This is a genomic window from Rickettsia endosymbiont of Seladonia tumulorum, from assembly GCF_964030815.1.
Lineage (GTDB): Bacteria > Pseudomonadota > Alphaproteobacteria > Rickettsiales > Rickettsiaceae > Rickettsia.
This window is the reverse complement of record NZ_OZ034963.1, coordinates 977,437-1,003,899: the sequence shown is the minus strand read 5'-3', so window position 1 is coordinate 1,003,899 and position 26,463 is coordinate 977,437. Positions and strand designations below refer to the sequence as shown.

Here is a 26,463-nt window from a genome sequence, read left to right as displayed (position 1 = left end):
TATCTGATCTCTTTCATAACTCTACAACTCCTCCGGTAGTGGTAGTGGTTTCTCATATTTACCAATCAATGGCAAAGCTACTAAAAAATGGAAGAAATAGTAGCATGCAGCGAATCTACTGATAGTAATATACGGCTCTTCTGCAGGTTGCCCGCCCAAATAACCAAGTAATAAGCAATCTGCCATAAATATCCAAAAAGCAATACGATATATTGGTCTATAGTTGGCACTTCTTACCTTTGAAGTATCTAGCCAAGGTAATAAAAACAGTACAAATATACTGCCGAACATTAATAGCACGCCACCGAGTTTAGACGGCACAGCACGTAAGATCGCATAAAATGGCAAGAAATACCATTCAGGAACAATATGAGCAGGGGTAACTAATGGATTTGCAGGTATATAATTATCTGGATGACCTAAATAATTTGGTTCATAAAAAATAAAATAAGCAAATATTATGAAATAAACCCCGAAACCAACAAAATCCTTAATCGTATAATAAGGATGAAATGGAATCGTATCTTTAGGACCTTTAACATCAATACCTTTCGGATTATTTGAGCCATGTTGATGCAATGCTACTAGATGTAGCATTACAAGAGCAACGATAACAAAAGGCAATAAATAATGCAGTGAAAAGAATCTGTTTAATGTTGGATTATCCACCGAAAAACCACCCCACAACCATGTAACTATAGACTTACCTACAAGCGGAATAGCTGAGAATAGATTAGTAATAACTGTTGCACCCCAATAGCTCATCTGTCCCCAAGGTAGTACATAACCCATAAAAGCAGTAGCCATCATGGTTAGGAAAATAATTATACCGATATGCCACAGTAGTTCTCTTGGTGCTTTATACGAGCCATAATATAGTCCTCTTGCTATATGTAAATATACGGCTGCAAAAAACATTGAGGCACCAACAGCATGAGTATAACGCAGTAACCAGCCATAATTAACGTTACGCATGATTTTTTCAACGCTATCAAAAGCATGATCAACATGCGGCGTATAATGCATAGCAAGTATTATACCGGTAATTATCTGAATTACTAACGCAATGCCGGCAATAGAGCCTAGATTCCACAAATAACTAAGGTTTTTTGGGGTTTGATAATGGCTAAAATGCTTTAGAAAAGAGAAGACCGGAAGACGGTAATCTATCCACTCTATAATAGCATTATTCTTTTCAGTTTTTGGGGTAATGTTGTCGCTCATAGGTAATTACCCGATTCTAATTTTTTTGTCGCTAATAAAAGTGTAGGGCGGTACTGCTAAATTTAAAGGAGCAGGACCTCTTCTTACTCTACCTGATGAATCATATTGTGAACCATGGCACGGGCAGAACCAGCCGCCATAATCGCCTTGATTTGCAAGTGGTACGCAACCTAAATGTGTACAGATACCAATTGTTACTAACCAATTAGCATGCCCAGCTTTTACACGGTTTTGATCTTCTTCAGGATCAATAAGCTCTGACATTTTTACAGCCCGTGCTTCAGCAATTTTATCTGGAGTACGATTAGTAATGAATACCGGTTTTCCTTGCCATTTAACTGTAACTGTTTGACCTACAGCAATATTTGATAAATCAACTTCAATTGATGATAAGGCAAGAACGTCGGCTGAAGGGTTTAAAGAATCAATAAGAGGCCAAAGTGTACAAGCAGCTCCAACCGCTGCAACGCTACTAGCCGTTAGGACCATAAAATCACGACGAGAGGTTTGTTTTGTATTGTTATTAGTATCTTCAGTATCTGACATATTTAGTTTGTATTCGTATTATTACTGTTGTCATAAGGATTTACTACCGGAGTAGTAGGTTCAGGGATAGTACCATCTCCTTCACCACCATCTTCAGGCTTTTTAATAAGCCTTTCTACACCTTGCTGTAATTCTTCTTCTCCTGTACCTTCTTTAACCTCATATTTTCCTGGATCACCTAAGCAATTCCAAAAGTTGACTAAGTGATCCCAGTCAGGACCAAGTTTTACAGTACAATTTTGAGCAATAGCTTTACTAGTGTCTAATATCTCAACTGTTGTTCTGCCAAAATAGTCTATAAAGCCGATTTTCTCAAGCCCTTTTACTACATAAAATAATACTATTAATGATGCAACAGCTATCATTATATACCATTTAGTAATAATGCCCCATAAGAAAACGCCCATAGGGTTAGCTGCAATTAACCTTCGTAAAGCTTGCCACATATTATTTTCTCAAAAAAATTTATTATCTTATCTTATACTATTCTGCTAGTAAAAATAAAGAAAATAATCATGTTATGCTGTAAATATTTCTGATTAAATATGAACTTAAGACAAATGAAATAGGTAAAATTACTAAATTAATACCTATCATAATGAAAATTAATTGTAAATTATTGTCTTGTAGTACTAACCCTGTCATTATAATGCTGGGAATTAGCAAAGGCATAATAAATATGCCGATAAAATTAGCATTAACCCTAAAATAGCTTTGCATGCTACCCGATAATACTACTAAACTGCTTGATAAAATTATTACAAGCCAGACGTTGAAAAAGAAAAATATTATTTCTAGCAAGGTTTGGCTGAAAAAAATATAAATAATAGGTAATGTTAAAATTATCCCTATCGTACTACTTATAAATATCGCAAAAAATTTAGCTAGCACTATTTTAGTTGGATTAACTATAGATAACATTAATTCTAAGCTTCCATCTTCTAAGTCAGACTTAAATATAATAGAAGAAAAACCAATCAATGAAATTAACAAACAAATTACCGAAAAGATTAAGCCGAATTTCTTAATATCTTCATGGCTGTTAATTAAAGTAGTGCTAATAATACAAAATAGAAAAAATATCATCAGATATTTAATCATATTATTAATACGATTCTGCACTATAAATTCACGTTTGATTAGTAAAAACAAGCTATTCACAATTGTTAAATGAGTTGTAAATTGAGTACATAATAGCAGAAACTGTTAAGCCTATGCCTATCTCTACAGCAAATATTCCTATATGTTGAGCAGTTAGACTATCGTTAACAAAGTTTGCTAGAGAATAATAGTTTAAGTAATTATCGTTAAAAAATAGCGATATCACACCAGTAAATCCGTATATCATAACACCTAAAGCAGCAATAATTATTAGAGTATTCAACGAAAAATATCGATTTAATTTTTGGTTACCATATACTAGATCATAAGCAATAAGAGAGGAGGCAAATATAACGCCAGCTTGGAAACCACCACCAGGTGATGCTTCTCCATTAAGCTGAATATATAAGCTATATAGGATTATATAAGGTACTATAAAAATAGAGATGTTTTTTGTTATTTTTGTCATCCCGTAGGCTTGCTGACATTGTTGTATGGTTTTGATGTCATTCCCGCGTAGATCGTTTACCCCTGTCACCCCGTGGCTTGTCCACGGGGTCCAGTTAAAAACTAGCAGCACAGAAATTCCGGCAATTAAAATTACACTAGTTTCACCTAAGGTATCGTACCCACGATAGCTAGCTAAAATGGCTGCTACAAAAGATGGTATTCCAATATCCTTACTAGTATTTTCTACATAATATTTAGTTAGGTGTGTGTGGAGCAAGGCATGTTCATCTCCATAATCTGGTAGTTCAAGCCCCATGTAAGTAAGAGTTACTACAAACAATAAACATATTAAGCTTGCCGAAATAATTCTAGTTCTTTGGATTATTTTTAAATTAGAGGGTAATTTTCGTAATAAATTTAGATATACGCAGGTTGATAGACACGCTCCAAGGGCTACTTCAGTCATTGCAACATCCGGTGCATCCATTAGTAAATAAGATACACCAATTAATAAGCTAAATGCTGAGCTATATATTACTGCTTCCAATAAATCTTTAGCAATAATGATTTTAATTGATATTATAACCAGTAAAAAAACAATAAAATTAAGTAAGTAATTACTGAGATCAAAATTTAAAAGCATAAATATTTTCTTATTTTTTCTTAGCTTCTTGTTTTTGTAAAAATGACCTTGAAAGTAGTGACCCTTTACCAAGAGCGTGAGTTGCTACCGGATTTAATAAGAAAATTAATATAGCAGCTAGAAGTAGCTTAAAACAACTAAAAAGATTTCCTGCAAGGCATGCAAAGCCTATTAAGCAAATCGGTACTCCAAAGCTTTCAATAACACTTGCAGCGTGCAATTTTGTATAAAAATCAGGGAAACGAAAAAAACCGATAATACCTGAAAATATAGCAAACAGCCCAATAATTACCAATAATATTCCGATGTAAGATAATATCATATTTTTATTTTAAATAGGAGAAAGCAGCATTGTTATGTGGATTGAAAAGCATATTATGTCATTCTTGTTTAAGGCTTGCTTGCGTGGATACCAAATCGTCATTGCGAATGAGCGAAGCGAGTGTGGCAATCTAGGAAATAATGATGAGATTGCTTCGTCATTGCGAGAAGAATTACAAAGTAATAAGGGCGAAGCAAGGAAGTAAAAAATGCTAAAATTAGTTATTTTTTACTATTTTTCTGGATTGCCACGCGGTCTACGACTGCTCGCAATGATGGTTTTAATAATACTCCAATTTTCTCCGGACACTACTACGCCTCCGCGGGAATGACATTGGAGCTATGCAACAACATCGGACAAGCCATGGTATGATCCCGAAGACGTTTTGCAACAAAGCCTTTGCGAAAATAACGTATTAGTCGTCATAACACAGTCAGAAAACTATTTCTCTCTGAATGCCTTAAATGCTGTATCGATTACAGGATCAAGGAGATATCTAAGCAATGTTCTAGTTCCAGTAACGATCTGTACTTCGGCTTGCATACCAGGATGTAATTCTAGATTTTTTATTTTGGCAATTCTGTTGAATTCATCCATGTCAATCTCTACTCTAGCAATATAGTAATTATCTTGCTGTCCGGGATGCTGTCTTTCATCTTGAACAATATCCGGTGATACACTGACCACTTTACCGGTAAATGTTGGAGTAGTACGTGATTTAAAAGCACTAAAGCGTATTTTTGCAACTAGTCCTTCATGCACTGAATCTATATTTTTTTGTGATACCTTTGCTTCTATAATTAGTGGATCGTTAGTAGGTGAAATCTCCATAATAGGTTGTCCGGTACCTATATAACCACCAATTGTATGATATTTTAGATTATTAATTATACCATCAACAGGTGATTTGATTACTATCCGATTAAGTGAATCAGTTAAAGAGTTATATTTTTCTTTAAGAGAAGCTGTTTGTACTTGTGCATCACGAAGCTCTGTTAAAGTCTTTTCAGTATATTTATTTTGTAGGTTTATAATGCTAATTTGAGATTCAGTAATAGCGTGGTGTGTTCCTGCTATTTCCGTGTCAGTCGTTGCAACGTCACTTTTTGCACTAGCAACTCTTGCTTCTTGTTCTAACAAATCCTTTTTTTGCACAAAGCCTTTATTTTGTAGAGTTCTTAAAGCCTTTAAACGTTCTTGGTAAACTTCGGCTGTTTTAGTTGCAGCTACTTTTCGTGCCTCCAAGCCTTCAATCTTCTTTTCAAGCTGAGAAATACGTTGCTGTAAAGCATCTTTTTCTGAATTATATACTTCTTTTTTTGATCTAAATAAATTTTCTTGAGTGTGTATTATCTTAGCGACTTCCGGTAAATTAATATCTTGCATTAAAAAATCAGAAAATTCGATTTGCTCTAGATTATCACGCTCAGCAATTAAACGATTTTCAGTAGCCAGAGCAGTACGATATTGACCTAAAGTGCTCTCATGCTCGCTTTTTATTCGTGTTTCTTCAAGCTCTATTAGCTTATCACCTGCTTTAACTTTATCACCTTGTTTCACATAAATAGCTTTGATTATTCCACCTTCATTGTGCTGGATTGTCTTCTTATTAGTGCTTGGCATTAATATTCCAACTGCTACAGCTCCACTATCAAGCGGTGCAACAGCCATCCAAACACCACCGATTAATACTAAGAAAATAATAACATAAATACCAAAAAGTATAGGTGATCTTGCAGCTTGTGCGACATTATTACGATCTTTATCAGTTTTTTTAGTAGTAAAATTAACAAATCTATCAAGTTTAAGCAGTAAAAATTCTATTACTTGTGAAGTCTTTTTTAATGTGCTATTTATTAAAGCTTTACGTTTAGAGCTTTGACCTTTAAGGCTTAGTGAATTTTCTCTCAAGGACAGTAATTGCTTTAACTGCTCCGGTGTAATTTGAGGTTTATTATTTTTTAAGTCCTGCATAATATTTAATCATTCATTATTATTTTTTGTCGTTGCGAGGAGCGTAGCAACATGGCAACCTCGTTAAGATAAACTCCTGAAATTGCGTACGTACAAAACTTACAGTTTTTCCTCGCAATGATGATTTTGCACTATGTTATTATTAATATGAATTGTGCCGCCCTTTAGAGTTTTAAAGTGGTTTTGAATTTCATCCGGCGTTCCGTGAACTGCAACAGCTCCATCCTGTAATATTAAGATTTTGTCAACAACTGATAATACAGAAGGTCTATGTGAAATTACAACGACTGATATTCCTTTTAGTTTTGCTTGTTTTAAAGCACTAGCAAGTGCTACTTCACCAGCTTCATCTAAATTAGCATTAGGTTCATCTAAAATTACCAGCTTTGGATCACCATAAAATGCTCTAGCAAGCCCAATACGTTGCCTTTGTCCTCCTGATAAATTAGAGCCGGCAGGACCTATATCTGAATCATAACCGTCAGGAAACCTTAATATCATTTCATGAGCACCAGCTAGTTTGGCTGCTTCAATAACTTTTTGTGGATTAGCATTGTCTTCCATTCTAGCAATATTTTGCTTGATGCTACCACTGAAAAGCTCTATTCCTTGAGGCAAATAACCGACATGTCTGCCAAAATCTTCTCTATTCCAACGATAAATTTCAGCCTCATCTAAACGTACCGAGCCTGAGGATTCTCGCCATACACCAACTATGATTTTAGCTAAAGTTGACTTTCCGGTTGCTGATGGTCCGATAATTGCTAAAATTTCACCTGGTTGTACCGCAAAACTAACACCTTTTAAAATATATTTTGGTGTGGGTGGTTGTGGCATATGTTTTGGAACAGGGTGGGCATAGTAAATATTTTCTACAGTTAAATGCCCCTCGACGTTTGGAATTGGCATTGCTTCGTCACGAGAAGCATAAGTATTAAATAGGTTGTTGATATTTTTGAATGATTTAGTAGCTCCACTCATGCTTTTCCATAACTCAATAGCGTTATCAAAAGGAGCAAGTGCTCTACCAACTATAATAGAGCTCATAATCATATTACCAGGTGTCATTGATGCCCCATGAGTTTCTACAACAAGATAAGCACCAACGCCAGTAACTGCCATTTGCATTATGTTACGGATAAACCTTGAAAAGTTAGAAATGACGCCATTACGATAGCTAGCGGTTGATTGTTTATCAAGTGCTGCTAAGTTAAATTTATGCCAATTTTTTGTAACATTTTTCATCATCCCCATTGCTTCGACTACTTCGGCATTTCTATTAGCAATATCGGCTTGCGTCATACCTTTAATCGAGAATTCTGTAGCTTCACCTAAGGTTTTGTTAGTAGCAGCTGCATTAAAGAAAGCTGTTGAAACAATGAGTATAGCACCGAAAATTGTAATAAAACCAATATATGGATGTATTGAGAAAATAACAGCAATATATATGATACTCCAAGGTGCATCAAATAAGGTATTAATTCCGGTACTTGTTAGGAATGTTTTAACGGATTGAAAATCACGTAATAGCTGGCTAGAACCCATATTTACACGTGTTGCTGCTGCTGAAATTGAGGAAGCAAAAATCACCGGTGCTACTGTTCTATCAAGCCATTCTCCCACTTTTATAAGAGTAAAAGAACGAGCAATTTGCAGTAAACCGTAAACAAAATAAATATAAGCAATTATTATCGATAAATATAACAATGTGTATAAATTACCACTACCAAGCACCCTATCTAAAACTTGTAGTGAATAAAGGGGGGTAATTAACATTAATAAATTAATTACAAAGGCAAACCAAAAAACTATCCAGAAAGCTGTTCGGCACTCTCCAAGTGCTATCATCAAAGGATTTTTTTTATTTAAGACAGTGTTTTTATTATCCATATTAATTATTTTATAAATAAGTTTTAATTAATTCTTCAGCAATTTGAACGCTATTTAAAGCAGCTCCTTTACGTAAATTATCGCATGTAATCCATAAATTTATGGCGTTCTCTTTACTTGCATCATCCCTAATGCGTGAGACATATACAGCGTCTTCGCCTACTACTTCAGTAGGTGAGATATATGCTAAATCTTTAGTTTGTGAAATCGTAACAACCCCGTCAGCATCTTCTAGTATTTCCTCAACTTCTTTAGCATCCACTTTACTACTAAATTCTATATTAACGGATATAGAATGACCAACAAATACAGGTACTCGTACAGAAGTTACGCTAACTTTAAGATGATCACCAATAATTTTCTGTAGCTCTAAAGCAATTTTTGACTCTTCGCTTGTATAACCATCTTTATTTAAATCACCTATGTGAGGAAATAAATTGAATGCAATTTGTTTTGGAAATATGTTGGGGCTTTTTTCTTCAAAGATATACTTAGATTTTGTTTGATCATAAAGTTCATCCATTCCTGCTTTACCTGCTCCGGATACTGATTGATAAGTAGATATTACAACTCTTTTTATACTTATTTCATTATCTAGCGGTTTAAGTACAACTGCAAGAGGAATCGCAATGCAGTTAGGATTCGATATAATATTTTTAGTGGCAAAGTCTTTAAGTGTTGATAAATTAGCCTCAGGTACAATTAAAGGTATATCTTCACTTAGTCTAAAAAAAGAAGATTTATCAATAACCACACAATTTTTAGCAATAGCATTTGGTATATACTTTTTTGATACTTCCGAACCTGCTGAAAAAAATGCAATATCTATTTCCTCAAAATCTAGATCGTCTAAGCTACTTATTTGTAATACTTGCTCGTCAAAGCTAACTTTTTTTCCAATAGAATTATTTGAAGCAATAGCATAAATTTTGTTAATAGGAAAATTGCGTTCTGCTAGAATATTTAAGGTTTCACGACTGACATTTCCGGTAGCACCGATAACAGCAATATTATATTTCTTGGTCATTTTTATTTAATTAATCCAATAAGTTTTTCACCACCAATAATATGAAAATGGAAATGAAAAATAGTTTGTCCGGACTTCTCGCCTTTATTGGTGATTAAGCGATATCCGTCTTTATCTAGTCCTGCTTTATTTGCTATATCAGAAACCTTAGCAAAAAAATGCTTTATTTCTTCTACTGAAGCTTTAGAAATAAAATCGGCGTAATCGATATATTCATTTTTAGGTATAACAATAATATGTACTGGTGCGACCGGTGCTATATCTTTAAATGCTAAAACCTGCTCGTCTTCATAAATTACTTCTGCCGGTAAATTTTTATTGATAATTTTTGCAAAAATATTTTCTTTATTGTACATAATTATTACGCTCTAAAAATTTTAATTCAGCTTCTACTTGCGAACCCGCAACTACTATATCTTTAAGCGTAAAATCATTTCTTTTTAAATGATTTTCTCTAATATCGGCAGCAAAAAAACCGAATATTAACATGACAATTAGCTTTAATGCAAGTGTTAACTCATATATATTAATTGCCATTGCTACTATATTAAGTGCTACAGCTATAATAACAGGTAACCACATTTTATGGTATAATGCCCAGAATACACTTAAAAGTGCTGCTGTCCATGAAAAACTTTCTTTAATGACAATAAAATTATTATTTTTTTGTGCAGGGTTAATGTATATTGCGTATATATTCATTATTTAAACCTTGAAAATTCAAAAAAAGATAATTAACTATAACTGGATTACTCAAGTAATAATTAACATTATTTAATTATTATAAATAATTGAATATATTACTTAATCAGCAAATTAATATCAATAAATTTTACATTATGTCAGATAATTTAGCCTTACATGGCACTACAATACTTTGTTTAAAAAAGAACGAAGAAATAATTATAGCAGCAGATGGACAAGTTTCACACGGCAATACAGTATTAAAATCTACTGCTCGAAAATTACGAACTATAGCTAATAATAAAATTATTGCAGGTTTTGCTGGTTCTACTGCTGACGGGCTCGCTTTATTTGAAAAGTTAGAAGTAAAAATAGAGCAACATAAGCATAATTTGCTTAGAAGTGCGGTTGAGCTTGCAAAAGATTGGCGTAGCAACAAATATTTACGTCGTTTAGAAGCAATGATGATTGTGGCTGATCGCAATCATATACTAATTTTAACTGGTAACGGTGATGTTGTTGAGCCAGAGAATAATGTTGCAGCAATAGGCTCAGGTGGTCTATTCGCCTTATCCGCAGCACGTGCTTTAATGTCTTACGATAATCCTCTAACTGCTGAAGAAATTGCTTTAAAATCTATGAATATAGCAGCAGATCTTTGTGTATTTTCTAATCATAATATTATAACGGAAAAAGTTGTATGAAATCTACTAAAACTACTAATATTAATAAAAAAGACCCTATGGGGCTTACACCTTCTCAAATAGTTAACGAGCTTAACAGATTTATCGTAGGTCAAGAAAAGGCTAAAAAAGCCGTTGCTATTGCCCTTAGAAATCGTGGTCGTCGTAAAAGAGTAGAGGGAAACTTACGTAACGAAATAGTACCAAAAAATATCTTAATGATAGGTTCAACGGGAGTCGGTAAAACTGAAATTGCAAGAAGGCTTGCTAAACTTACTAATTCTCCTTTTTATAAAATAGAAGCAACAAAGTTCACCGAGGTTGGCTATGTAGGGCGTGACGTAGAATCAATAATTCGTGATTTAGTAGAAATAGCTGTTAATACTCAAAAAACGATAGCTAAAACGGAAGTAGATATTAATGCACGTGAGAAAGCAATCGAGAGAGTATTAGATAGTTTAGTAGGTAAGACTTCAAGTAGTGAGACGAGAGAAAAGTTTCAAGAAAAAATCTTAAGTGGCGAGCTTGATGATACAGAAATTGAAATTAGTGTAGCTGATACAGCTCCTGTAGGCGGAGGTAGCTTTGAAATACCCGGCATGCCTGGGGCATCTATGGGAGTGCTTAATCTTGGTGATATGATAGGAAGAGCTTTTGGAACGACTAAAACTAAAACAAAAAAAATGTTAGTTAAAGAAGCGATGAGTATAATTTTATCAGAAGAGTCTGAAAAATTAATTGATCAAGAAAAAATAATCCAGCAGGCAATTAATTTAGTTGAAAATGATGGAATAGTCTTTATTGATGAAATTGATAAGATTGCCTCAGTAGCTAATTCTGGAGCAAAGAATTCAGAAATAAGTAGAGAGGGCGTGCAGAGGGATTTACTACCTTTGATTGAGGGGGCAACAGTTAATACAAAATATGGTCCTGTTAAAACAGATCATATATTATTTATTGCTTCAGGAGCTTTCCATATAGCAAAACCCTCAGATTTATTACCTGAATTGCAAGGAAGATTACCTATTAGAGTAGAGTTGAATTCATTAACTAAAGAGGATATGATAAAGATACTACTTGAGCCTGAAACTAGTTTAATAAAGCAATATTCGGCTTTAATAGGTACTGAGAAAGTAGAACTTGAATTTACGAATTCCGCTATAGAGAAAATTGCAGATTACGCTACTACAGTTAATCTAGAAATCGAAGATATAGGAGCAAGAAGATTGCATACTATACTTGAGAATTTACTTGAAGATATAAGCTTTAGAGCTAGTGAAATGCAAGGTGAAAAAATATCTATAGATGATAAATTTGTAGAAAATCAATTATCAAAAATACTAACTAATCTTGACTTAGCAAAGTTTGTTCTGTAGTATGCTTTTCCAACCAAAAGTATTACTATTAAAAAATGATAATTCATATAGCAAGTCTTACATTCAACGGGATTGATATCACTGATGTTGATGTGCAGGTACAAATATCGCCTGGTATACCTGCCTTTACCATAGTAGGACTTGCTGACAAAACTATTGCTGAGTCAAAAGAGCGAGTTAAAGCAGCTTTATCTTCTATAGGGCTTGCATTACCCACCAAAAAAATTTTGATAAATTTAGCTCCAGCAGATTTAGTAAAAGAGGGTAGTCATTTCGACCTTGCAATTGCTTGTGCAATACTTACTGCTATGAATATTTTGCCAGAAACTGAAATAGCAGAATATCTAATAATAGGTGAGTTATCTTTAGATGGGTCGATATTGCCGGTAAATGGTGCATTGCCTGTGGCAATTGGTGCTACTGCTAGGAATAAGGGGCTGATTTGCTCAAATAAAAACTCATCTGAAGTTGCTTGGTCAGGTAATGATAATATACTTGTAGCAGGTAATTTAATTGAGCTAGTAAATCATTTCAAAGGATCGCAAGTTCTAAGTCCTCCAGAAGCTATCGTCCAAGACGAGCCGGTAAATTACCCTGATTTTAAAGATGTAAGAGGACAAAATATAGCTAAAAGAGCTTTAGAAATTGCTGCATCAGGTGGTCATAATTTATTAATGTTTGGTCCTCCTGGAACAGGAAAATCAAGGCTTGCAAGCTGCTTGCCTGGGATACTGCCTAAAATGTCGGTGAAAGAGATTTTAGAATGTAGCATGGTAACAAGTATTGCTGGGAAGTTTTTGGATGGTAAGCTTACTAGGATAAGACCATTTAGAACCCCTCATCATTCATGTTCACTTGCTGCTATGGTTGGTGGTGGTGTTGGAAAAAAGGTAAGACCAGGGGAGATTACACTTGCTCATAACGGAGTATTATTTTTAGACGAACTGCCTGAATTTCCTCAGCATGTTATTGAATCTTTAAGGCAACCTATCGAAAATGGTGAGATACTAATTTCAAGATCAAATGCCCATATAAAATATCCAGCAAATTTTCAACTAATAGCAGCTATGAATCCTTGTAAATGTGGCTATTTGGGTGATTCTTACAAAGAATGTGTTAAAGCCCCAAAATGTGGTGATGATTATAAAATGAAAATTTCCGGTCCTATTATGGATAGATTTGATTTGCATATAGAAGTACCTAATATCAATATTTATAATTATGATTTAACAAATGAAAGTTCTGAAGAAAAATCAGAAGATATTGCTAAAAGGATAGAAAAGGTACGTATAATCCAAGAAAGAAGATATGAGGGTTATAATATTAAAACAAATAATAGATTGGATGGTCAATTGTTGATAGATTATGCAATGCCTGTAGATGAGGGTAAAGATTTACTAAATGAAGCTGCAAGTAAGTTTCGTTTATCGATGCGGGCTTACAACCGAATACTTAGGGTAGCACGTACTATAGCTGACCTTGAAGATGAAGATAAAGTTTTAAGAATGCATATTGCTGAAGCTTTAAGCTATCGTAAAATGGAGTATTGATAAATGCATAACTGGAATTTTATGCGGTTTATGGTATGATAATAAATAATATAGAAGGTAATAATTAATATGTCTGAAGTTAATCCTCGTGTAGATTTAGCATTTAAAAAAATCTTTGGAGTAGAAGAGAACAAGGATTTACTAATATCGCTTGTTAATTCGATAGTAGGCAAGGAAGATCAAATTGTAGAGGTGACACTGCTTAATCCGTATAATCCGAAAAATTTTAAAGCAGATAAACTTTCTGTACTTGATATTAAAGCACAAAGTGAAAGCGGTAAAATATTTAACGTTGAAATACAAGTAACGGATGAAGCGGATTATGATCAAAGAGCCTTATATTATTGGGCAAAAATGTATACGCAACAATTAAAAGAGGGAGATGATTACTCAAAGTTAAATAAAACGATAGATATTCATATTCTTAATTTTACAAGTATTACGGACACAGATAAATATCATAATATTTTTATGATATAGAATTACATACGATAGAGCTTAATAAGTTTGCCAAGGGTGCTAAAGAAGACATATCGGATATAGTAGAAAAAGTTAAAAATGCTTTAGATATGTGGCTAGCTTTTTTAACACGTCATGATTTGCTTAATAAGGACAACCTTCCTAAAGAGCTAGATAATAAAGATTTAAAAAAAGCGTTAACAGTACTTGAGATAATAAACTTTACTAAAGAAGAAAGAGAAGAATATGAAGACTGCTTAAAGTGGCTTAGAATTGAAACTAATACTCTTAAAAAAGCTGAGGCTAGGGGTGAGGCACGAGGTGAAGCTAGAAGAAATGTTGAGATAGCAAAGAACTTACTACTTGATGGTATAAATATAAATACAATAATGAGAACTACAGGGTTAATTATAGAGGAAATTGAAAAACTAAAAATAGAAATTGAGGACCTTAAGAAATAATTTAGAACTTTTAAACAAAATGAAAAAAATTTACTTCATAGCAGGTGAGGCATCAGGGGATTTTGCTGGTGGTCGAATAATTCGGAATCTGAAAAAAGATAAAAAATTAAAGATTATCGGAATAGGAGGACGAAATATGGAAGAAGCTGGCAATTTTGAAAGCTTGTTTCCGATATCTGAAATAAATTTGATGGGCTTTTTTGAAGTAATACCTCATATTTTTAGGATAAAAAAATTAATCAATAAAACAGTTGAAGATATAATAAATAATAAACCCGATATATTAATTACCATTGATTCGCCAGGGTTTACTTATCGCGTGGCAGCTAAGGTAAGAGAGCGTTTGCCAGAACTTAAGATGATTCATATTGTTGCACCATCAGTTTGGGCTTATAAAGAGGGCAGGGCAGCAAAATATGCAAAAATCTATAATTGCTTGTTTGCCTTATTGCCTTTTGAGCCACCATATTTTACTAAAGTTGGGCTTGATTGTAGGTATATAGGTCACCCAATAATGGAGCAGGAATTTTATAGTGATAAGGCAGCTTTAAGACAAGAGCTTGAAATAGATGAGGATACAAAAGTTTTATGCGTTACTCTTGGAAGTAGAAAAGGGGAAATCTTAAGGCATCTACCAATTTTTATCCCCGCTATTGAAAAAGTTTATGATGACCATAAAAACCTTATGGTGATATTTCCGCTTGCAAATCCTGATCATGAAAGAATAATAAAGCCTTTTTTAGAAAAGGTTAGGTTTAATTATATATTCTCATATGAAAGATTGAAAAGCTATGCTGTATCTGACTTAGCATTAGCCAAATCGGGTACTAATACTTTAGAGATAGCAGCGTCCGGTACTCCTATGATTGTAGCATACAAAGTTAATATTTTTAGTTTTATTATTATTAGGTTATTGATAAAAATCAAATATGTTACTTTGATTAATATAATAGGGAATAGAGAAATAATTCCGGAATTTATTCAATTTAATTGTGAAGCTAATCTTATTAGTGATAAATTAAAAGAATTATTGTTAAATCCTCAGGAAGTTGATAAGCAAATAACGGAAAGTCACAAGATTTTACAGGAGTTAGGTTTTAAATCAAATATATATCCGTCTTATTTAGCTACAAAAATTATTAGACAAGAATTCTTAAAATAAATTTGTTAAAAGAGAAAGGTTTTTGCTTGAACCGCTCCAAAGCATTTTTTGCGTCATGAAAAACATTAATACTAATATAACAATAAAATATATTTCTATACTTTTTTGCATAGTATTAATCTGTTTCATTAAAGCTTTTAAATCATGCGAAATTTTCTTTTGTTCTTCAATAGTGTCAGAACGCATTGTCATTAAGAAGCCTGAAATGCTTCCTAATTTATTATGCAAAGATTTTAGCTTATCGCTTTCGTTATTTTTTGGATCGTTGTCTTGATCTTGTGTCATACTATATAATGCCTATTATTAAGATCAGTATATATACCTTTTATACTTCAAGATTTGGTAAGCCAAATTTCGAGGTTCGCCTGTGCTTACGTACTTTTGTATTGCTTGTACAGGCTCACTACTTATTTGACTTCCATCTTTTTAAGTATCTACAGTATACCTTTGATATTTCAAAGGTTGGTAAGCTAAATTTGGGGGTTCATAATTTCTAAAATGGAGTGATATTTACTATATTCAATATAATCCAAATATTTCAGTGCTAAATTTTAAAACTCTTGATCTATTTTACAAGCAGTATATAATTATTAGCAAATATATGATCTTAACCAAACTTTAAGTTATTTCTACTACATGTTATTTTAAATGTCAAGAAAAAACCATATTTCATGGTAATATTATTATTTTCTAAGTTTTATAAAAAATGTTAAAAAATATACTAAAAATCAAGTTTTTTTTAGCCACATTATCTTTAATTATATTTATTACCATATTAAACTTCGGTGTATTTTATATTTTTGTACCGGGTAATTTAGCTCAAACTAAGACAATAATTATCGAACCTAAATTATCCATAAATCAAATAGTTACAAAACTTTATTCCAATAAAGTAATAAAATATCCAGAAGTTTTTAATATAATTGCTAAAATTTACTCTATAAAAAATCCTCTTAAAAGTGGTGAATATATTTTCACGCATAATATTTCGCCTCTGCAAACTTTAAGAGTTTTAGCAAGCGGCAAGTCTATAATACATAAAATAATAGTGCCTGAGGGTACTGTAGTTCAGGAAGTTGTAAAAAAAATTAACGAAGAAACACGTTTAGTAGGTGAGATAAAGGGAGTTATACCGGAAGGATTTCTAATGCCATCAACTTATTTTTTCTCATATGGTGATCAAAAAGAGCGAATAATCAATCAGATGAGAAATCTAATGTCTAATAACTTAGATAAAGTGATGATAGATCTCTCGCCTGATTCTCCATTAAAAACTAGACTTGATATATTAACGCTTGCTTCTATAGTAGAAAAAGAAGCGGGTTCTGATGCAGAGAAGCCTATTATTGCCGCAGTATTTCTTAATCGTTTAAAGAAGAATATGAAGCTGCAAGCTGATCCTACTAATATATATGCTTTAACGGAAGGGAAATTTAAGCTAGCAAGAGCTTTAACTAAAAAAGATTTATTGCAAGAATTGCCGAATAATACTTATTATATTAAAGGATTGCCGCCAGGACCAATTTCCTGTCCCTCATTAAAATCTCTAGAAGCAGTTGTAAAACCTGCTAAAACAGATGCATTATTTTTTGTAGTTGATGGAAAAGGTGGGCATAATTTTTCTAATAACCTTAATGATCATAATAGATTTGTTGAGATGTATAGAAAAAGCATGATTAAAGTACCCGTAATAGATCCAGAGAAAACCAAAGAAAATTATGAATGATAGTGAATTTAGTAAAATAGCTGAAACAGTAATTGCACATATAGCAGACAGGATTGAAGAACAAGATCAGGACATAGATGTAGACCTACAAAGCGATATATTAAGTATTGATACAACTAACGGTATATATGTAATAAATAAACAAAGTGCAGTCAAGGAAATTTGGTTATCATCCCCAATTAGCGGACCTTATCATTTTTTCTATGAACAAGAAAAATGGAGAAATAGAGCAGGGCTAGAGCTAATGAGTATTTTAACTGACGAGCTTGGAATTGATTTTTAAAAAGTTAGCTAGATTTACATAAACTTAAACCCTTGTCAATGACATCAGAATCTATATTTAGACAGTCAAGAATTGAATGAAAAACATAATCATGGCTAATTTCATTATTGGCATAATTTTTAATTGATGCTACTGATTCAGGATGCTTTTGCTCAAATTCTCTAGGATATCTTGCGGTGTAATTCCAGTGACTGCCGGATGTATGAACTACTATAAATTGTTTACTTGAATTTGAAATTATTTCTTGTACAAAGGGAAGCATTTTCCCATCATGATCATTTAAAGAAAATAAAGCAGAGCCCCCTGGTACTATAGTAAAATTAACATCATTATAGATAGTACCTAAGTCAAAATTTGCAAAATTTCTCATTAAAGTTTGCGTACCAATCCAAGTAGTATTAAATCCTATACTAGTCAAAACTGATAAAAAACTATTTTCAAGTTTATTATCTTCAATTTTACTTGCAGGATAACGTGAAAGTAATGAGGGTATAGAAATATAAGTTAAGTTTGATGCAGATTTAGCTTTAAAGGAAGTAAGATTTTCGATATTTTTCAATCGAGGTGTTGTATCACACATATAACCATTAATACCGAAATGATCAAATCTTGCTGACTCTCCTATGACTAAAACACCAATAATATCATTATCAGAATTATCTACGAAATTATACTGCTTACTGATATCTATTTGAGCATAATTTTTACCTCCTAGGCTTCCAGCAAAATTAAGATAAGTATTATGTAAATACTGAACAGGAAAGTAATTTTTTAATATTTTAAAAGATGGAGTAATGATATTATATAAAAAGATAAGTAAACACGCTGCGGATAATAATTTTGTGACAAAAGATTTAGTATCAGAAGTGGCAAAAGATTTGAGTGTGTAAAGACAAGTAAATAAGCTAAAAATCATCCATATTATTAATTTAATACTTGTAAGTTCATAAACTTCATTTAAATCTGTTGAGAAAAAACTACCAATTACTTGCTTAGTAGGAGTTATTTTAAAGAAATAAATATAATAGCTAGCTATTGCAGAAGTGATAAATAAAAAGCATGAACCAATTTTTAATGCTAATCTATGTACGCTAAGACCAAAAAATGCTATAAAAGAAAATATATAAACATAGCAGAAATCTTTTGATAGTTCTAATATTCCTCTAAAGATTGTTGCTTTATAATAATCAAATTTATAAATTAATATTGCACTATTGAATAATAAGCAGTAAATAAAGGCTAAAATTGCCGATAATTTAATTAATTTGATATCTAAATGTTTCTGAATATTTTTTAGCATATAATACAATAATTATGTAAATTTTGTACACACAACCTATCATGATCATAAATAATCTTCAAGAATTTTATCGGCTTTTATTACCGAATGCACCTCTTATCTCTATTGATTACGGCAGCAAAAAAATAGGTGTTGCTATATCTAATCAAGAACGTAATATAGCCATGCCGCTAAATATTATCACTGAAGCAAGTAAAAAAGCGATCATAGCTTCTTTACTTGAGAAAATTGAACAATATAAAGCTTGCGGTATTGTAATAGGCTTGCCGATTGATATGAGCGGAATGCAGACAGAGCAATCAGCTATAGTAATAAAATTTGCCGAAGAATTGACAAAATCTATAAATTTGCCTATATATCTACAAGACGAACGACTCACTACAAAAGCCGCAAACAATTTTCTAAAATCATTCGGTATTAAACGAAAAGAGCGTAATAATAATGATGACGCAGTAGCAGCTAGTATGATCTTAGAAACAGTCCTTAATTCTATTAACAAACTTTAGGTTCGAGTCCTCTAGGGCTTGCCCTAGAGGACTATTTGCTAACCTAGAAAATGTGAATTTATTTTTGGAACAATTAATATTACTGTATAAATAATTTTTATGGAAGATTTAAACTGCTGGAAAGAAAAATTTAAAATTTGTGAATATGCTAAAAAACTTCTTGATAAAATTGAGGATTTAAACGCCAAAGTAAAAAACCCTATAGATCTTGATGAAGTCAAAAAAGGTATTTATTACGCTCGTAAATATCATGGTTTGCAAATGCGTCAATCAGGTGACCCGTACTATTCCCATCCTATTGAAGTAACTATAATGCTTGCAGAGTTTGTAGCGTATGATGCTCCAAAGCTTTACAATGCTATTATGTTACAAGCAGCATTGCTTCATGATACTATTGAAGATACGGAACTTACTGAAGAAATGATTACCAAGATTTTTGGTACAGAAGTTGCAAGGCATGTAGAAGGTCTAACCAGAGTTAAACCTACTGGAAAAATAAGTGCCGAAGAAAGCCTTAATTTACTCATCAAACAAAAAAGATATGACACTGTACTTATAAAACTATTTGATCGTATTCATAACATACAAACCTTAGAATCTAAGTCCCCTGAAAAAGCCTATAAGATAATTAAAGAAACGCTAAAGAAATTTTTACTTTCTGCTATACATTTAGAATGTTATGAAATTGAAGAAAAGTTCAGTAATATATGTGATAAATTTCTAAATAATTATAAATTGTAATTTACAAATAACCAGCTTTCTTTTCCAATTTCTGAAAATGATTAAGACCAAACATACAAGTCACAAGTAATGGTACCATAACAATAAATAACCCATACTGACCAAAATATTTAGTTAGATATATAATCCCGAATGAAGTAATTACATACATTAAAGCTCTAGAAATAGCATATATCATGCTGCTATAGGTAAAGCGTTTAAAAACTGGAAAATGTCTAAAGAATATAGAAACCGCCGGAACAGTATCAAAAGAGCATGATATTATGCATATTTGAATTAAAAGAAGTTGTATAGGTGTAGTCACATTTCCTAAAAGATATGGGGAAGATAAAATAAATATAAATAATAATACTAATTTTACTCTAAGAATTTTTAAAGGATATATTTTATAACTTAAGAAACATATAAAAGATAAAGTAGCCAAATGAAACATTGAGATAATAAAATTATGATGGATCACCTGAGAAGCACTATATCCAAATGAGTTCTTTAATACTTCACCGCAAGTAATATATAATAGAAACATATAGGTCAGGCACAGCTCATTATAAAGAAATATATTGTTGTCTTTCTACTAGGTTTTTGATTAAAAATTTCATCATGTTTTAGTTCTTTTGTGTCTAAATTGATCTTTTCATATCTTCGTAAAAGTCTAGCACTTGCATCTACAAAGTCAGGTGTTTCTCTAAGCTTGGTTCTAGCATAACCACCTATGACTGCGATAGCTGCACCTATCCAAAAAGCAATACGCCAATTCAATCCATGTGTGGTAACTAAAGAAGCTACAGCAAGTGCTGCTGTAGTTCCAATTACTGACGCTACAGCAATAAAAGAAACTAAAGGATATTGAACAGGTGGCTTTGTAATTTCAGTTAAATACAGCTCTGCACCTACTATCTCGCCTACGGATGCCATACCTTGGACTGCACGGCAAACTGTGATTAGTACAGCAGCGAAATAACCTATTTGCTCGTAAGTAGGAGCATTAGCCATCACTACACATGATAAAGCCATTAAGGTAGTTGTCATAATAACAGTGGACTTTCTACCTAATTTATCACCAATTCTTCCGAAGATATATGCTCCTAATGGTCTAAATATAAAGGTAGAGCAAAAAGTAAAAGCAGATAGAAGAGAAGTAACACTAGGCTCATATTTAGGGAAAAATAGTTCATTTAATAATACTGCTAAATGAACATATAGCATTAAGTCAAAATATTCTAAAAAGGTGGCAGTAGATAAAATACCAGCAGCTTCTTTTTGCTCTCTGGTCAAAGTTGTTTGTTCTTTTGCGTAACCCAGCATAATTTTCCTACAAAATAAATTGTAAAAAAGGCTATACTGTTTTATATAAAAGTCAATAAAGAATTTTATTTAGTAGTTAAAAAAAGTTAAGTATGAGTTTAAAGTTCTTTTATTTAAATCAATATCTTCTATTTCACCACTTTTGCGGTTTTTAAGTTCGACAATATTATTTGCAGCTTTTTTAGGACCAATTATTATTTGGTAAGGTGAGCCGATAAGATCGTGCGTTGCAAATTTACTTCCGGCTCTTACGTCAGTGTCATCGTATAACACCTCAATATTTTGAGTAAGTAGCTCATTATAAACTCTTTCTGCAAGCTCTAAGCATTTGCTATCATGAATATTTAAGTTGATTAATGAAATTTTAAAAGGTGCAACAGCGGTAGGCCATATAATACCTTTTGCATCACTATTTGCTTCTATGATAGCTGCAACTAGCCTTGAAATACCTATGCCGTATGAACTCATTTCTATCGGTGTTAATTTGCCATGCTCATCATTAATAAGGGCATTCATGTTAACGGAGTATTTTGTGCCAATATAGAAAATATGCCCAACTTCTATACCTTTGCTACTAGTTATTTCTTTATCAGAAGATAATTTACTTGCATCGTGTTTCTCTTCAGCAGCTGCATACCAGCTTTTTATTTCTTCAATATCAATATCTATATTATCTTTCAGCGTCTTAAATCTTTTATCATAATAAATAGTACTTTCACCGGTTTCGGCAATAATATGAAACTCATGGCTTAATTTTCCGCCTATCGGACCATTATCGGCAATAACCGGAATAGCGAATACGCCTAAATCTCTGAAAGTATTAATATAAGCCTTATACATCTGATTGTAAGTCTTAACTGCACTTTCTTCATCAATATCAAAAGAATAAGCATCTTTCATGAGAAATTCTCGACCTCTCATAACACCAAAGCGTGGTCTAATTTCATCACGAAACTTCCATTGAATATGGTAAAGATTTTTTGGCAAATCTTTATATAATTTAATATTATTACGAAAAATATCCGTAACCATATCTTCGTTAGTTGGACCAAATAACAAAGTATTATCATGACGATCTTGAAACTTTAGCATCTCTTTGCCGTAATTGTCAAAGCGTCCGGATTCTACCCATAAATGAGCCGGTTGAATGCAAGGCATTAAGACTTCTAGACATCCTGCTTTATCCATATTTGAGCGTACAATATTCTCAATATTTTTAAGTACTTTTAAGCCGAGTGGTAACCAGCTATAAATACCTGCGGCTTGCTGCCTAATCATTCCACTTCTAAGCATTAGCTTATGAGAAGTTATTTGGGCTTCACTTGGGTCTTCTTTTAAAACAGGTAAGAAATATTTGGATAGTAACATATTATTTTTTCGAAGTAAGGTTTAAGAATTCATGACGATATTTTTGCTGTTCGGCGAATATTCCCGTATAATGCATAGTGTTCATGATGCTGTTATCTTGCATTACACCACGCATTGACATACAGCTATGTAAAGCTGATATTTTAACTGCAACGCCAAGTGGCTTTAAATTTTCCTGTACGCTTTCAGCTATTTGTACTGTCATTTTTTCTTGAATTTGTAATCTCTTAGCAAAAGCATTTACTATTCTAGCAAGCTTACTTATGCCAACAATACAATTATCTGGAATATAAGCTATATGTACTGTACCGCTAAAAGGTAACATATGATGTTCACAAAAAGAGGTAAATTTTATGCCCTCTAATGAGATAAAATCTTGAAAATTACCGGTATCACTAAATTTTGTTTCTAATATTTCCTCAATATTTTTGTCATATCCTGAAAATATTTCTTCATAACTTTTGATTACTCTATCGGGAGTTTTAAATAATCCTTCACGATTGGGATCCTCACCGATAAATCTTAGTAATGTTCTTACTGCTTCTTTTGCTTCTTCTTTTGTCGGTTTTTTAATCGTCATAATTTTGTTTATTTTTCAAAAAAATTGTTTTACCACAAATAAACACAAACATCAAGCCACCTACTATAGCAATAAGCCCGCCGCCGCCCATCATACCCATTAGTAGCTTAGCAGATAACGGCATTACAGTATTAGGATCTTTACGCATAACGCCATAACCACCGGCAAAAGCAAGCCCGAGTATATGCAGGATTTGCCCAAAAGTGAGTAGGTAGAGTGTAAAGTTCATAATATTGTCATTGCGAGGAGATTTAAAAAATCGACGAAGCAATCTCAGGATACTTGACAAGATTGCTTCGTCGCTACGCTCCTCGCAATGACGCTTAACACCCAAATAACAATACCCCATGCACGCAATACTTATTCCCACAATAGAGCCATGATAATGTGCAGGGATCACTACATTTATGCCTGATATATTCATGGCTATCAAACCACCAAGTAGGAATAGGGTAATGGAGCAGAGTAGGGTGGATTTGATGATATTGTCATTGCGAGGAAATTGCAAAGCAATTGACGAAGCAATCTCAGCAAACACCCTGAGATTGCCACGCTCCTTATAGTCGCTCGCAATGACGCTACAGTGACATAACGATTCAACTACTATACCACCTACACACAAAACAGGTGCTATTCCGCCTAAATATTTCATATGGTTGGTATAAAATTCTTTAAAGTTACCATCGATAATATCGTAAGAGATATGCCCCCAAATAATAAGAGTACTGAAAACAAAATTTAAATATAGCAAGAATAGATAGAATTTTTGGAATTTTGATTCTTTGCCTATTAGCTTTTCAAATAACATAATCCAAATAAACATTGCTATTTGAGTATAAATAAATTGCAATAAATGACCGCCGCTCCAAAAAAGCAACTCATAATAAAATTCTATTTCGATAGGAATAATTTGGATAACATTTTGTAAATCACTATAAGAACACCAGAAACAAACCCAACTCAAGATATACATTATTATAGTCGATAGAATAGTGAAGTTAACTAAATTACTCCAGTTTGCCCAATCAAATAAATATAGAATATTTATAGCGTATAATAGCAAAGTAATACCGAATAAGCTAAGACCTAAGACGAATATTATATTCTCAAGCATCGGTATATAATTATTCATGACCGGATTATGTCCAGCTATAGGGGAAATGGCTATAAGGATGGTAGCAAAAAAAGCGAGTTTTGGATAGAGGCGGAACGCGTCATTGCGAGCGACTAAAAGGAGCGTGGCAATCTCAGGATGTTTGACAAGATTGCCACGTCGCTTCGCTCCTCGCAATGACGTTTCACTACCCCAAACACTTGCTGTAATAGATAGTAGCCAAATTAATACCGATAAATCAACGTGAATAATTAATGCAGATTTGAAAATATGAGGATTGGGAAAAAAGCTAGCAAGTTGCGGCGTGCGAAGTACTACCAGAACAACCGAATATAAACCAGCAAACCCTAAAGATATTATACCAAGCTTAAGCCAAGCTAAGGTTAAATTATTGCTTTGTAAACTAGTATAATTGGAATTCATGATAGAATAATAATTAATTAAAATTTATTGCTTGTAAAAGATGAAAATTATATTTTAAAGTTATGAAATCAAAAAAGCATAGTTATGTTCAATTTCTTACAATCGAATTATGAGTTATTTTTAATATCAATCTATACATTTTTAATCATATTAACAATAAGACATTTTATTAAAAATAAATATCTAATAGTTTTGTGTCATTTGGTCACATTTTTAACATTTTTTGTTATGTCTATTGGCGGAGGAAGTGTAGAAAATGACGCATATAAGCGATATGAAGAATTTGTTTTGTTAGAACAGAATAAGCAATTAGAAAATGCTAAAAAAAATCCTGATCAATTTGATCCAATGTTTCAAATTGATCTTAGGCAATTCAAAGATCCAGATGAATTCAAAAAATATCTGCTAGAGATAGATGATTCTGTAGATAAAAGTGAGGCTATGATGTTAGGATGGATTTTCGCATTTCTATATGAAATTTCTAAAATTTGTGCTTTCTTACTTGTTTTAGTTTTCCGGAAAAACTGTATGAATAAATTTTTAAGCAGATATGTTAGGCGGAACGGTTAAATATTCTTCTTTCCACAACTCATTATAAAGGATAGGGTCGATATTACCGCCGGATATTAGCACAAGCAGCTTTTTAGGAGTTGTTTGTGTTTTTAACCAGTTTACCACTGAAGCCATATTTATACTACTTGATGGCTCGCATATTACTTTCAGCAAATGGGTAAGCCAAGCCGTCCAATAATATATTTCATATTCTTCAGCTAAATAAAAATGATCAAGTTTTTTTAAATACTCAAAAGTACGAGCCGAAACACTAAGAGTTTTAAGACCGTCTGCAATGGTACTAGGTGAATCCTTAAACCTAAATATATCATTATTCTTAACTGATAAATAAGCATCATTAGCCGATAGTGGTTCTGAACCTATCAATAAACTAGTTGGTGATATTAATTCTTTTGCAAGGTAGGAGCCTGAGATCAGTCCGCCACCACCGCAAGAGGCAAAAATAGCATCAGGGCTAAATCCAAGCTGTTGCAAAGCCTCATAACATAACGTACCAGCTCCCGCTATCGTAGAATCGCTATCGGATGGGTGCATATAGTAAAAGCCTTGCATTTCGTCTAGTTTTGCTTTTTCTTCCGCTTCTTGCCGAGTATCGGTATATATAACTTCCCCGCCATAATGAATTACTGCTTGCTGTTTTACACGAGAAGTATTTAACGGCAAATAAATTCTTGCTTTAATACCAAGTATCTTACCGGCATAAGCAAGTCCGATTCCATGATTACCTGTGCTATAACCAACTATTTTTTTAGGTAGTTTTTCTTGCTCTTTTAATTCTAATAAATGATTTAATACGCCTCTTACTTTAAATGCACCAGTTTTTTGCAGTGATTCAACCTTAAAAAAAACCTCATGTCCCAGCATCTCGTTTAAGCTTTCGGAATGAACCATAGGAGTTAAATGCAGATATTGTTTAATCCTGTTATGTGCAGTTGCTACATTTTTAGGATTTTGAAGTAATAAATTCATAAATAATAATTAATAATGGTAGC

At 32.8% G+C, this 26,463-nt stretch carries 28 protein-coding genes and 3 pseudogenes; 12 read left to right on the top strand and 19 right to left on the bottom strand.

Annotated elements, in window-relative coordinates:
- Positions 1-21: 21 nt before the first annotated feature.
- The 6 genes from AAHF54_RS04910 to AAHF54_RS04885 form a co-directional block, all read right to left on the bottom strand.
- The gene (locus AAHF54_RS04910) at positions 22-1,224 is read right to left on the bottom strand and encodes a cytochrome b/b6 (RefSeq protein ID WP_341788189.1); all 1,203 of its coding nucleotides are present in this window, start codon (positions 1,222-1,224) and stop codon (positions 22-24) included.
- Positions 1,225-1,230: 6 nt separating this feature from the next.
- Positions 1,231-1,770: a ubiquinol-cytochrome c reductase iron-sulfur subunit gene (petA, locus tag AAHF54_RS04905; protein ID WP_341788188.1), complete on the bottom strand. Its 540-nt coding sequence runs from the start codon at positions 1,768-1,770 to the stop codon at positions 1,231-1,233.
- Between the two features lie 2 nt (positions 1,771-1,772).
- On the bottom strand, positions 1,773-2,216 hold the full coding sequence (locus AAHF54_RS04900; protein ID WP_342169879.1) for a DUF2670 domain-containing protein: 444 nt from the start codon (positions 2,214-2,216) through the stop codon (positions 1,773-1,775).
- 67 nt (positions 2,217-2,283) lie between these two features.
- Positions 2,284-2,931, bottom strand: a complete 648-nt coding sequence (locus tag AAHF54_RS04895; protein ID WP_342169878.1) for a heme exporter protein CcmB — start codon at positions 2,929-2,931, stop codon at positions 2,284-2,286.
- A complete protein-coding gene (locus tag AAHF54_RS04890; protein WP_342169877.1) occupies positions 2,924-3,964 on the bottom strand; it encodes a DUF4040 domain-containing protein in 1,041 nt (346 codons plus the stop codon). The genes AAHF54_RS04895 and AAHF54_RS04890 overlap by 8 nt, the downstream gene beginning before the upstream one ends.
- Before the next feature lie 10 nt (positions 3,965-3,974).
- Positions 3,975-4,286, bottom strand: coding sequence for a Na+/H+ antiporter subunit G (locus AAHF54_RS04885; RefSeq protein ID WP_016947696.1), 312 nt, complete (start codon positions 4,284-4,286; stop codon positions 3,975-3,977).
- Between the two features lie 34 nt (positions 4,287-4,320).
- Between AAHF54_RS04885 and AAHF54_RS04880 the strand changes: the two genes are divergently transcribed.
- Positions 4,321-4,491 carry a hypothetical protein gene (locus AAHF54_RS04880; protein ID WP_342169876.1) on the top strand — a complete coding sequence of 57 codons (171 nt, stop codon included), beginning with the start codon at positions 4,321-4,323 and terminating at the stop codon, positions 4,489-4,491.
- A 236-nt stretch (positions 4,492-4,727) separates the two neighbouring features.
- Here AAHF54_RS04880 and AAHF54_RS04875 read toward each other — a convergent pair whose 3' ends face one another.
- The 5 genes from AAHF54_RS04875 to AAHF54_RS04855 all read right to left on the bottom strand — a co-directional run bounded on the left by AAHF54_RS04875 (position 4,728) and on the right by AAHF54_RS04855 (position 9,879).
- Positions 4,728-6,260, bottom strand: coding sequence for an HlyD family type I secretion periplasmic adaptor subunit (locus AAHF54_RS04875; RefSeq protein ID WP_341788183.1), 1,533 nt, complete (start codon positions 6,258-6,260; stop codon positions 4,728-4,730).
- A gap of 99 nt (positions 6,261-6,359) precedes the next feature.
- The gene (locus AAHF54_RS04870; RefSeq protein ID WP_342169875.1) at positions 6,360-8,150 is read right to left on the bottom strand and encodes a type I secretion system permease/ATPase; all 1,791 of its coding nucleotides are present in this window, start codon (positions 8,148-8,150) and stop codon (positions 6,360-6,362) included.
- A 10-nt stretch (positions 8,151-8,160) separates the two neighbouring features.
- Positions 8,161-9,177 carry an aspartate-semialdehyde dehydrogenase gene (gene asd, locus AAHF54_RS04865; RefSeq protein ID WP_341788181.1) on the bottom strand — a complete coding sequence of 339 codons (1,017 nt, stop codon included), beginning with the start codon at positions 9,175-9,177 and terminating at the stop codon, positions 8,161-8,163.
- 2 nt (positions 9,178-9,179) lie between these two features.
- Positions 9,180-9,533, bottom strand: coding sequence for an HIT domain-containing protein (locus AAHF54_RS04860; RefSeq protein ID WP_016948007.1), 354 nt, complete (start codon positions 9,531-9,533; stop codon positions 9,180-9,182).
- Entirely contained in the window at positions 9,523-9,879 is a 357-nt protein-coding gene (locus AAHF54_RS04855) for a DUF2628 domain-containing protein (protein ID WP_342169874.1), read from the bottom strand. Before AAHF54_RS04855 ends, AAHF54_RS04860 begins: the two co-directional genes overlap by 11 nt.
- Before the next feature lie 137 nt (positions 9,880-10,016).
- Between AAHF54_RS04855 and hslV the strand changes: the two genes are divergently transcribed.
- The 6 genes from hslV to lpxB all read left to right on the top strand — a co-directional run bounded on the left by hslV (position 10,017) and on the right by lpxB (position 15,552).
- Positions 10,017-10,565 (top strand): ATP-dependent protease subunit HslV, encoded by a 549-nt coding sequence (hslV, locus tag AAHF54_RS04850; protein ID WP_342169873.1) that lies wholly within the window; start codon positions 10,017-10,019, stop codon positions 10,563-10,565.
- Positions 10,562-11,920: an ATP-dependent protease ATPase subunit HslU gene (hslU, locus tag AAHF54_RS04845; RefSeq protein WP_342169872.1), complete on the top strand. Its 1,359-nt coding sequence runs from the start codon at positions 10,562-10,564 to the stop codon at positions 11,918-11,920. Before hslV ends, hslU begins: the two co-directional genes overlap by 4 nt.
- A 35-nt stretch (positions 11,921-11,955) precedes the next feature.
- Positions 11,956-13,470, top strand: coding sequence for a YifB family Mg chelatase-like AAA ATPase (locus AAHF54_RS04840; RefSeq protein ID WP_342169871.1), 1,515 nt, complete (start codon positions 11,956-11,958; stop codon positions 13,468-13,470).
- A 69-nt stretch (positions 13,471-13,539) separates the two neighbouring features.
- A complete protein-coding gene (locus AAHF54_RS04835; protein WP_342169870.1) occupies positions 13,540-13,950 on the top strand; it encodes an Rpn family recombination-promoting nuclease/putative transposase in 411 nt (136 codons plus the stop codon).
- Positions 13,947-14,390 carry a PD-(D/E)XK nuclease family transposase gene (locus AAHF54_RS04830; RefSeq protein ID WP_342170240.1) on the top strand — a complete coding sequence of 148 codons (444 nt, stop codon included), beginning with the start codon at positions 13,947-13,949 and terminating at the stop codon, positions 14,388-14,390. The genes AAHF54_RS04835 and AAHF54_RS04830 overlap by 4 nt, the downstream gene beginning before the upstream one ends.
- Before the next feature lie 19 nt (positions 14,391-14,409).
- The gene (gene lpxB, locus AAHF54_RS04825; protein WP_341794322.1) at positions 14,410-15,552 is read left to right on the top strand and encodes a lipid-A-disaccharide synthase; all 1,143 of its coding nucleotides are present in this window, start codon (positions 14,410-14,412) and stop codon (positions 15,550-15,552) included.
- Here lpxB and AAHF54_RS04820 read toward each other — a convergent pair.
- Positions 15,544-15,837, bottom strand: coding sequence for a hypothetical protein (locus AAHF54_RS04820; RefSeq protein ID WP_011477479.1), 294 nt, complete (start codon positions 15,835-15,837; stop codon positions 15,544-15,546). The two genes, lpxB and AAHF54_RS04820, sit on opposite strands and share 9 nt — an antisense overlap.
- A 421-nt stretch (positions 15,838-16,258) precedes the next feature.
- Between AAHF54_RS04820 and mltG the strand changes: the two genes are divergently transcribed.
- Together mltG and cyaY are read left to right on the top strand one after the other, a co-directional pair.
- Complete coding sequence (gene mltG, locus AAHF54_RS04815; RefSeq protein WP_342169869.1) at positions 16,259-17,278, top strand: endolytic transglycosylase MltG; 1,020 nt, start codon at positions 16,259-16,261, stop codon at positions 17,276-17,278.
- A complete protein-coding gene (gene cyaY / locus AAHF54_RS04810; protein WP_342169868.1) occupies positions 17,271-17,561 on the top strand; it encodes an iron donor protein CyaY in 291 nt (96 codons plus the stop codon). Before mltG ends, cyaY begins: the two co-directional genes overlap by 8 nt.
- A 4-nt stretch (positions 17,562-17,565) precedes the next feature.
- Here the strand turns inward: cyaY and AAHF54_RS04805 are convergent, their stop codons facing one another.
- Entirely contained in the window at positions 17,566-18,861 is a 1,296-nt protein-coding gene (locus AAHF54_RS04805; RefSeq protein WP_341788173.1) for a sulfatase-like hydrolase/transferase, read from the bottom strand.
- 41 nt (positions 18,862-18,902) lie between these two features.
- On the opposite strand from AAHF54_RS04805, the gene ruvX reads away from it, so the two are divergent.
- Together ruvX and AAHF54_RS04795 are read left to right on the top strand one after the other, a co-directional pair.
- Positions 18,903-19,367, top strand: coding sequence for a Holliday junction resolvase RuvX (ruvX, locus tag AAHF54_RS04800; RefSeq protein WP_341795169.1), 465 nt, complete (start codon positions 18,903-18,905; stop codon positions 19,365-19,367).
- Between the two features lie 99 nt (positions 19,368-19,466).
- The gene (locus AAHF54_RS04795) at positions 19,467-20,108 is read left to right on the top strand and encodes an HD domain-containing protein (protein ID WP_342169867.1); all 642 of its coding nucleotides are present in this window, start codon (positions 19,467-19,469) and stop codon (positions 20,106-20,108) included.
- Between the two features lies 1 nt (position 20,109).
- Here the strand turns inward: AAHF54_RS04795 and AAHF54_RS04790 are convergent.
- The 5 genes and pseudogenes from AAHF54_RS04790 to AAHF54_RS07470 form a co-directional block, all read right to left on the bottom strand.
- A pseudogene (locus tag AAHF54_RS04790) lies at positions 20,110-21,413 on the bottom strand (MFS transporter).
- Positions 21,414-21,482: 69 nt separating this feature from the next.
- Positions 21,483-22,781, bottom strand: a complete 1,299-nt coding sequence (gene proS / locus AAHF54_RS04785; RefSeq protein ID WP_342169866.1) for a proline--tRNA ligase — start codon at positions 22,779-22,781, stop codon at positions 21,483-21,485.
- Between the two features lies 1 nt (position 22,782).
- Complete coding sequence (folE, locus tag AAHF54_RS04780) at positions 22,783-23,361, bottom strand: GTP cyclohydrolase I FolE (RefSeq protein ID WP_341788171.1); 579 nt, start codon at positions 23,359-23,361, stop codon at positions 22,783-22,785.
- Positions 23,351-23,635: pseudogene (locus tag AAHF54_RS07475) on the bottom strand (hypothetical protein); the annotation flags it as partial. The pseudogene AAHF54_RS07475 and the gene folE, both read right to left, overlap by 11 nt.
- 314 nt (positions 23,636-23,949) lie before the next feature.
- Positions 23,950-24,898 (bottom strand): annotated as a pseudogene (locus AAHF54_RS07470) (hypothetical protein); the annotation flags it as partial.
- A 201-nt stretch (positions 24,899-25,099) separates the two neighbouring features.
- On the opposite strand from AAHF54_RS07470, the gene AAHF54_RS04770 reads away from it, so the two are divergent.
- Positions 25,100-25,468, top strand: a complete 369-nt coding sequence (locus tag AAHF54_RS04770) for a hypothetical protein (RefSeq protein ID WP_341794996.1) — start codon at positions 25,100-25,102, stop codon at positions 25,466-25,468.
- Here AAHF54_RS04770 and AAHF54_RS04765 read toward each other — a convergent pair.
- The gene (locus AAHF54_RS04765) at positions 25,439-26,440 is read right to left on the bottom strand and encodes a serine/threonine dehydratase (RefSeq protein WP_341788168.1); all 1,002 of its coding nucleotides are present in this window, start codon (positions 26,438-26,440) and stop codon (positions 25,439-25,441) included. The two genes, AAHF54_RS04770 and AAHF54_RS04765, sit on opposite strands and share 30 nt — an antisense overlap.
- Positions 26,441-26,463: the final 23 nt, after the last annotated feature.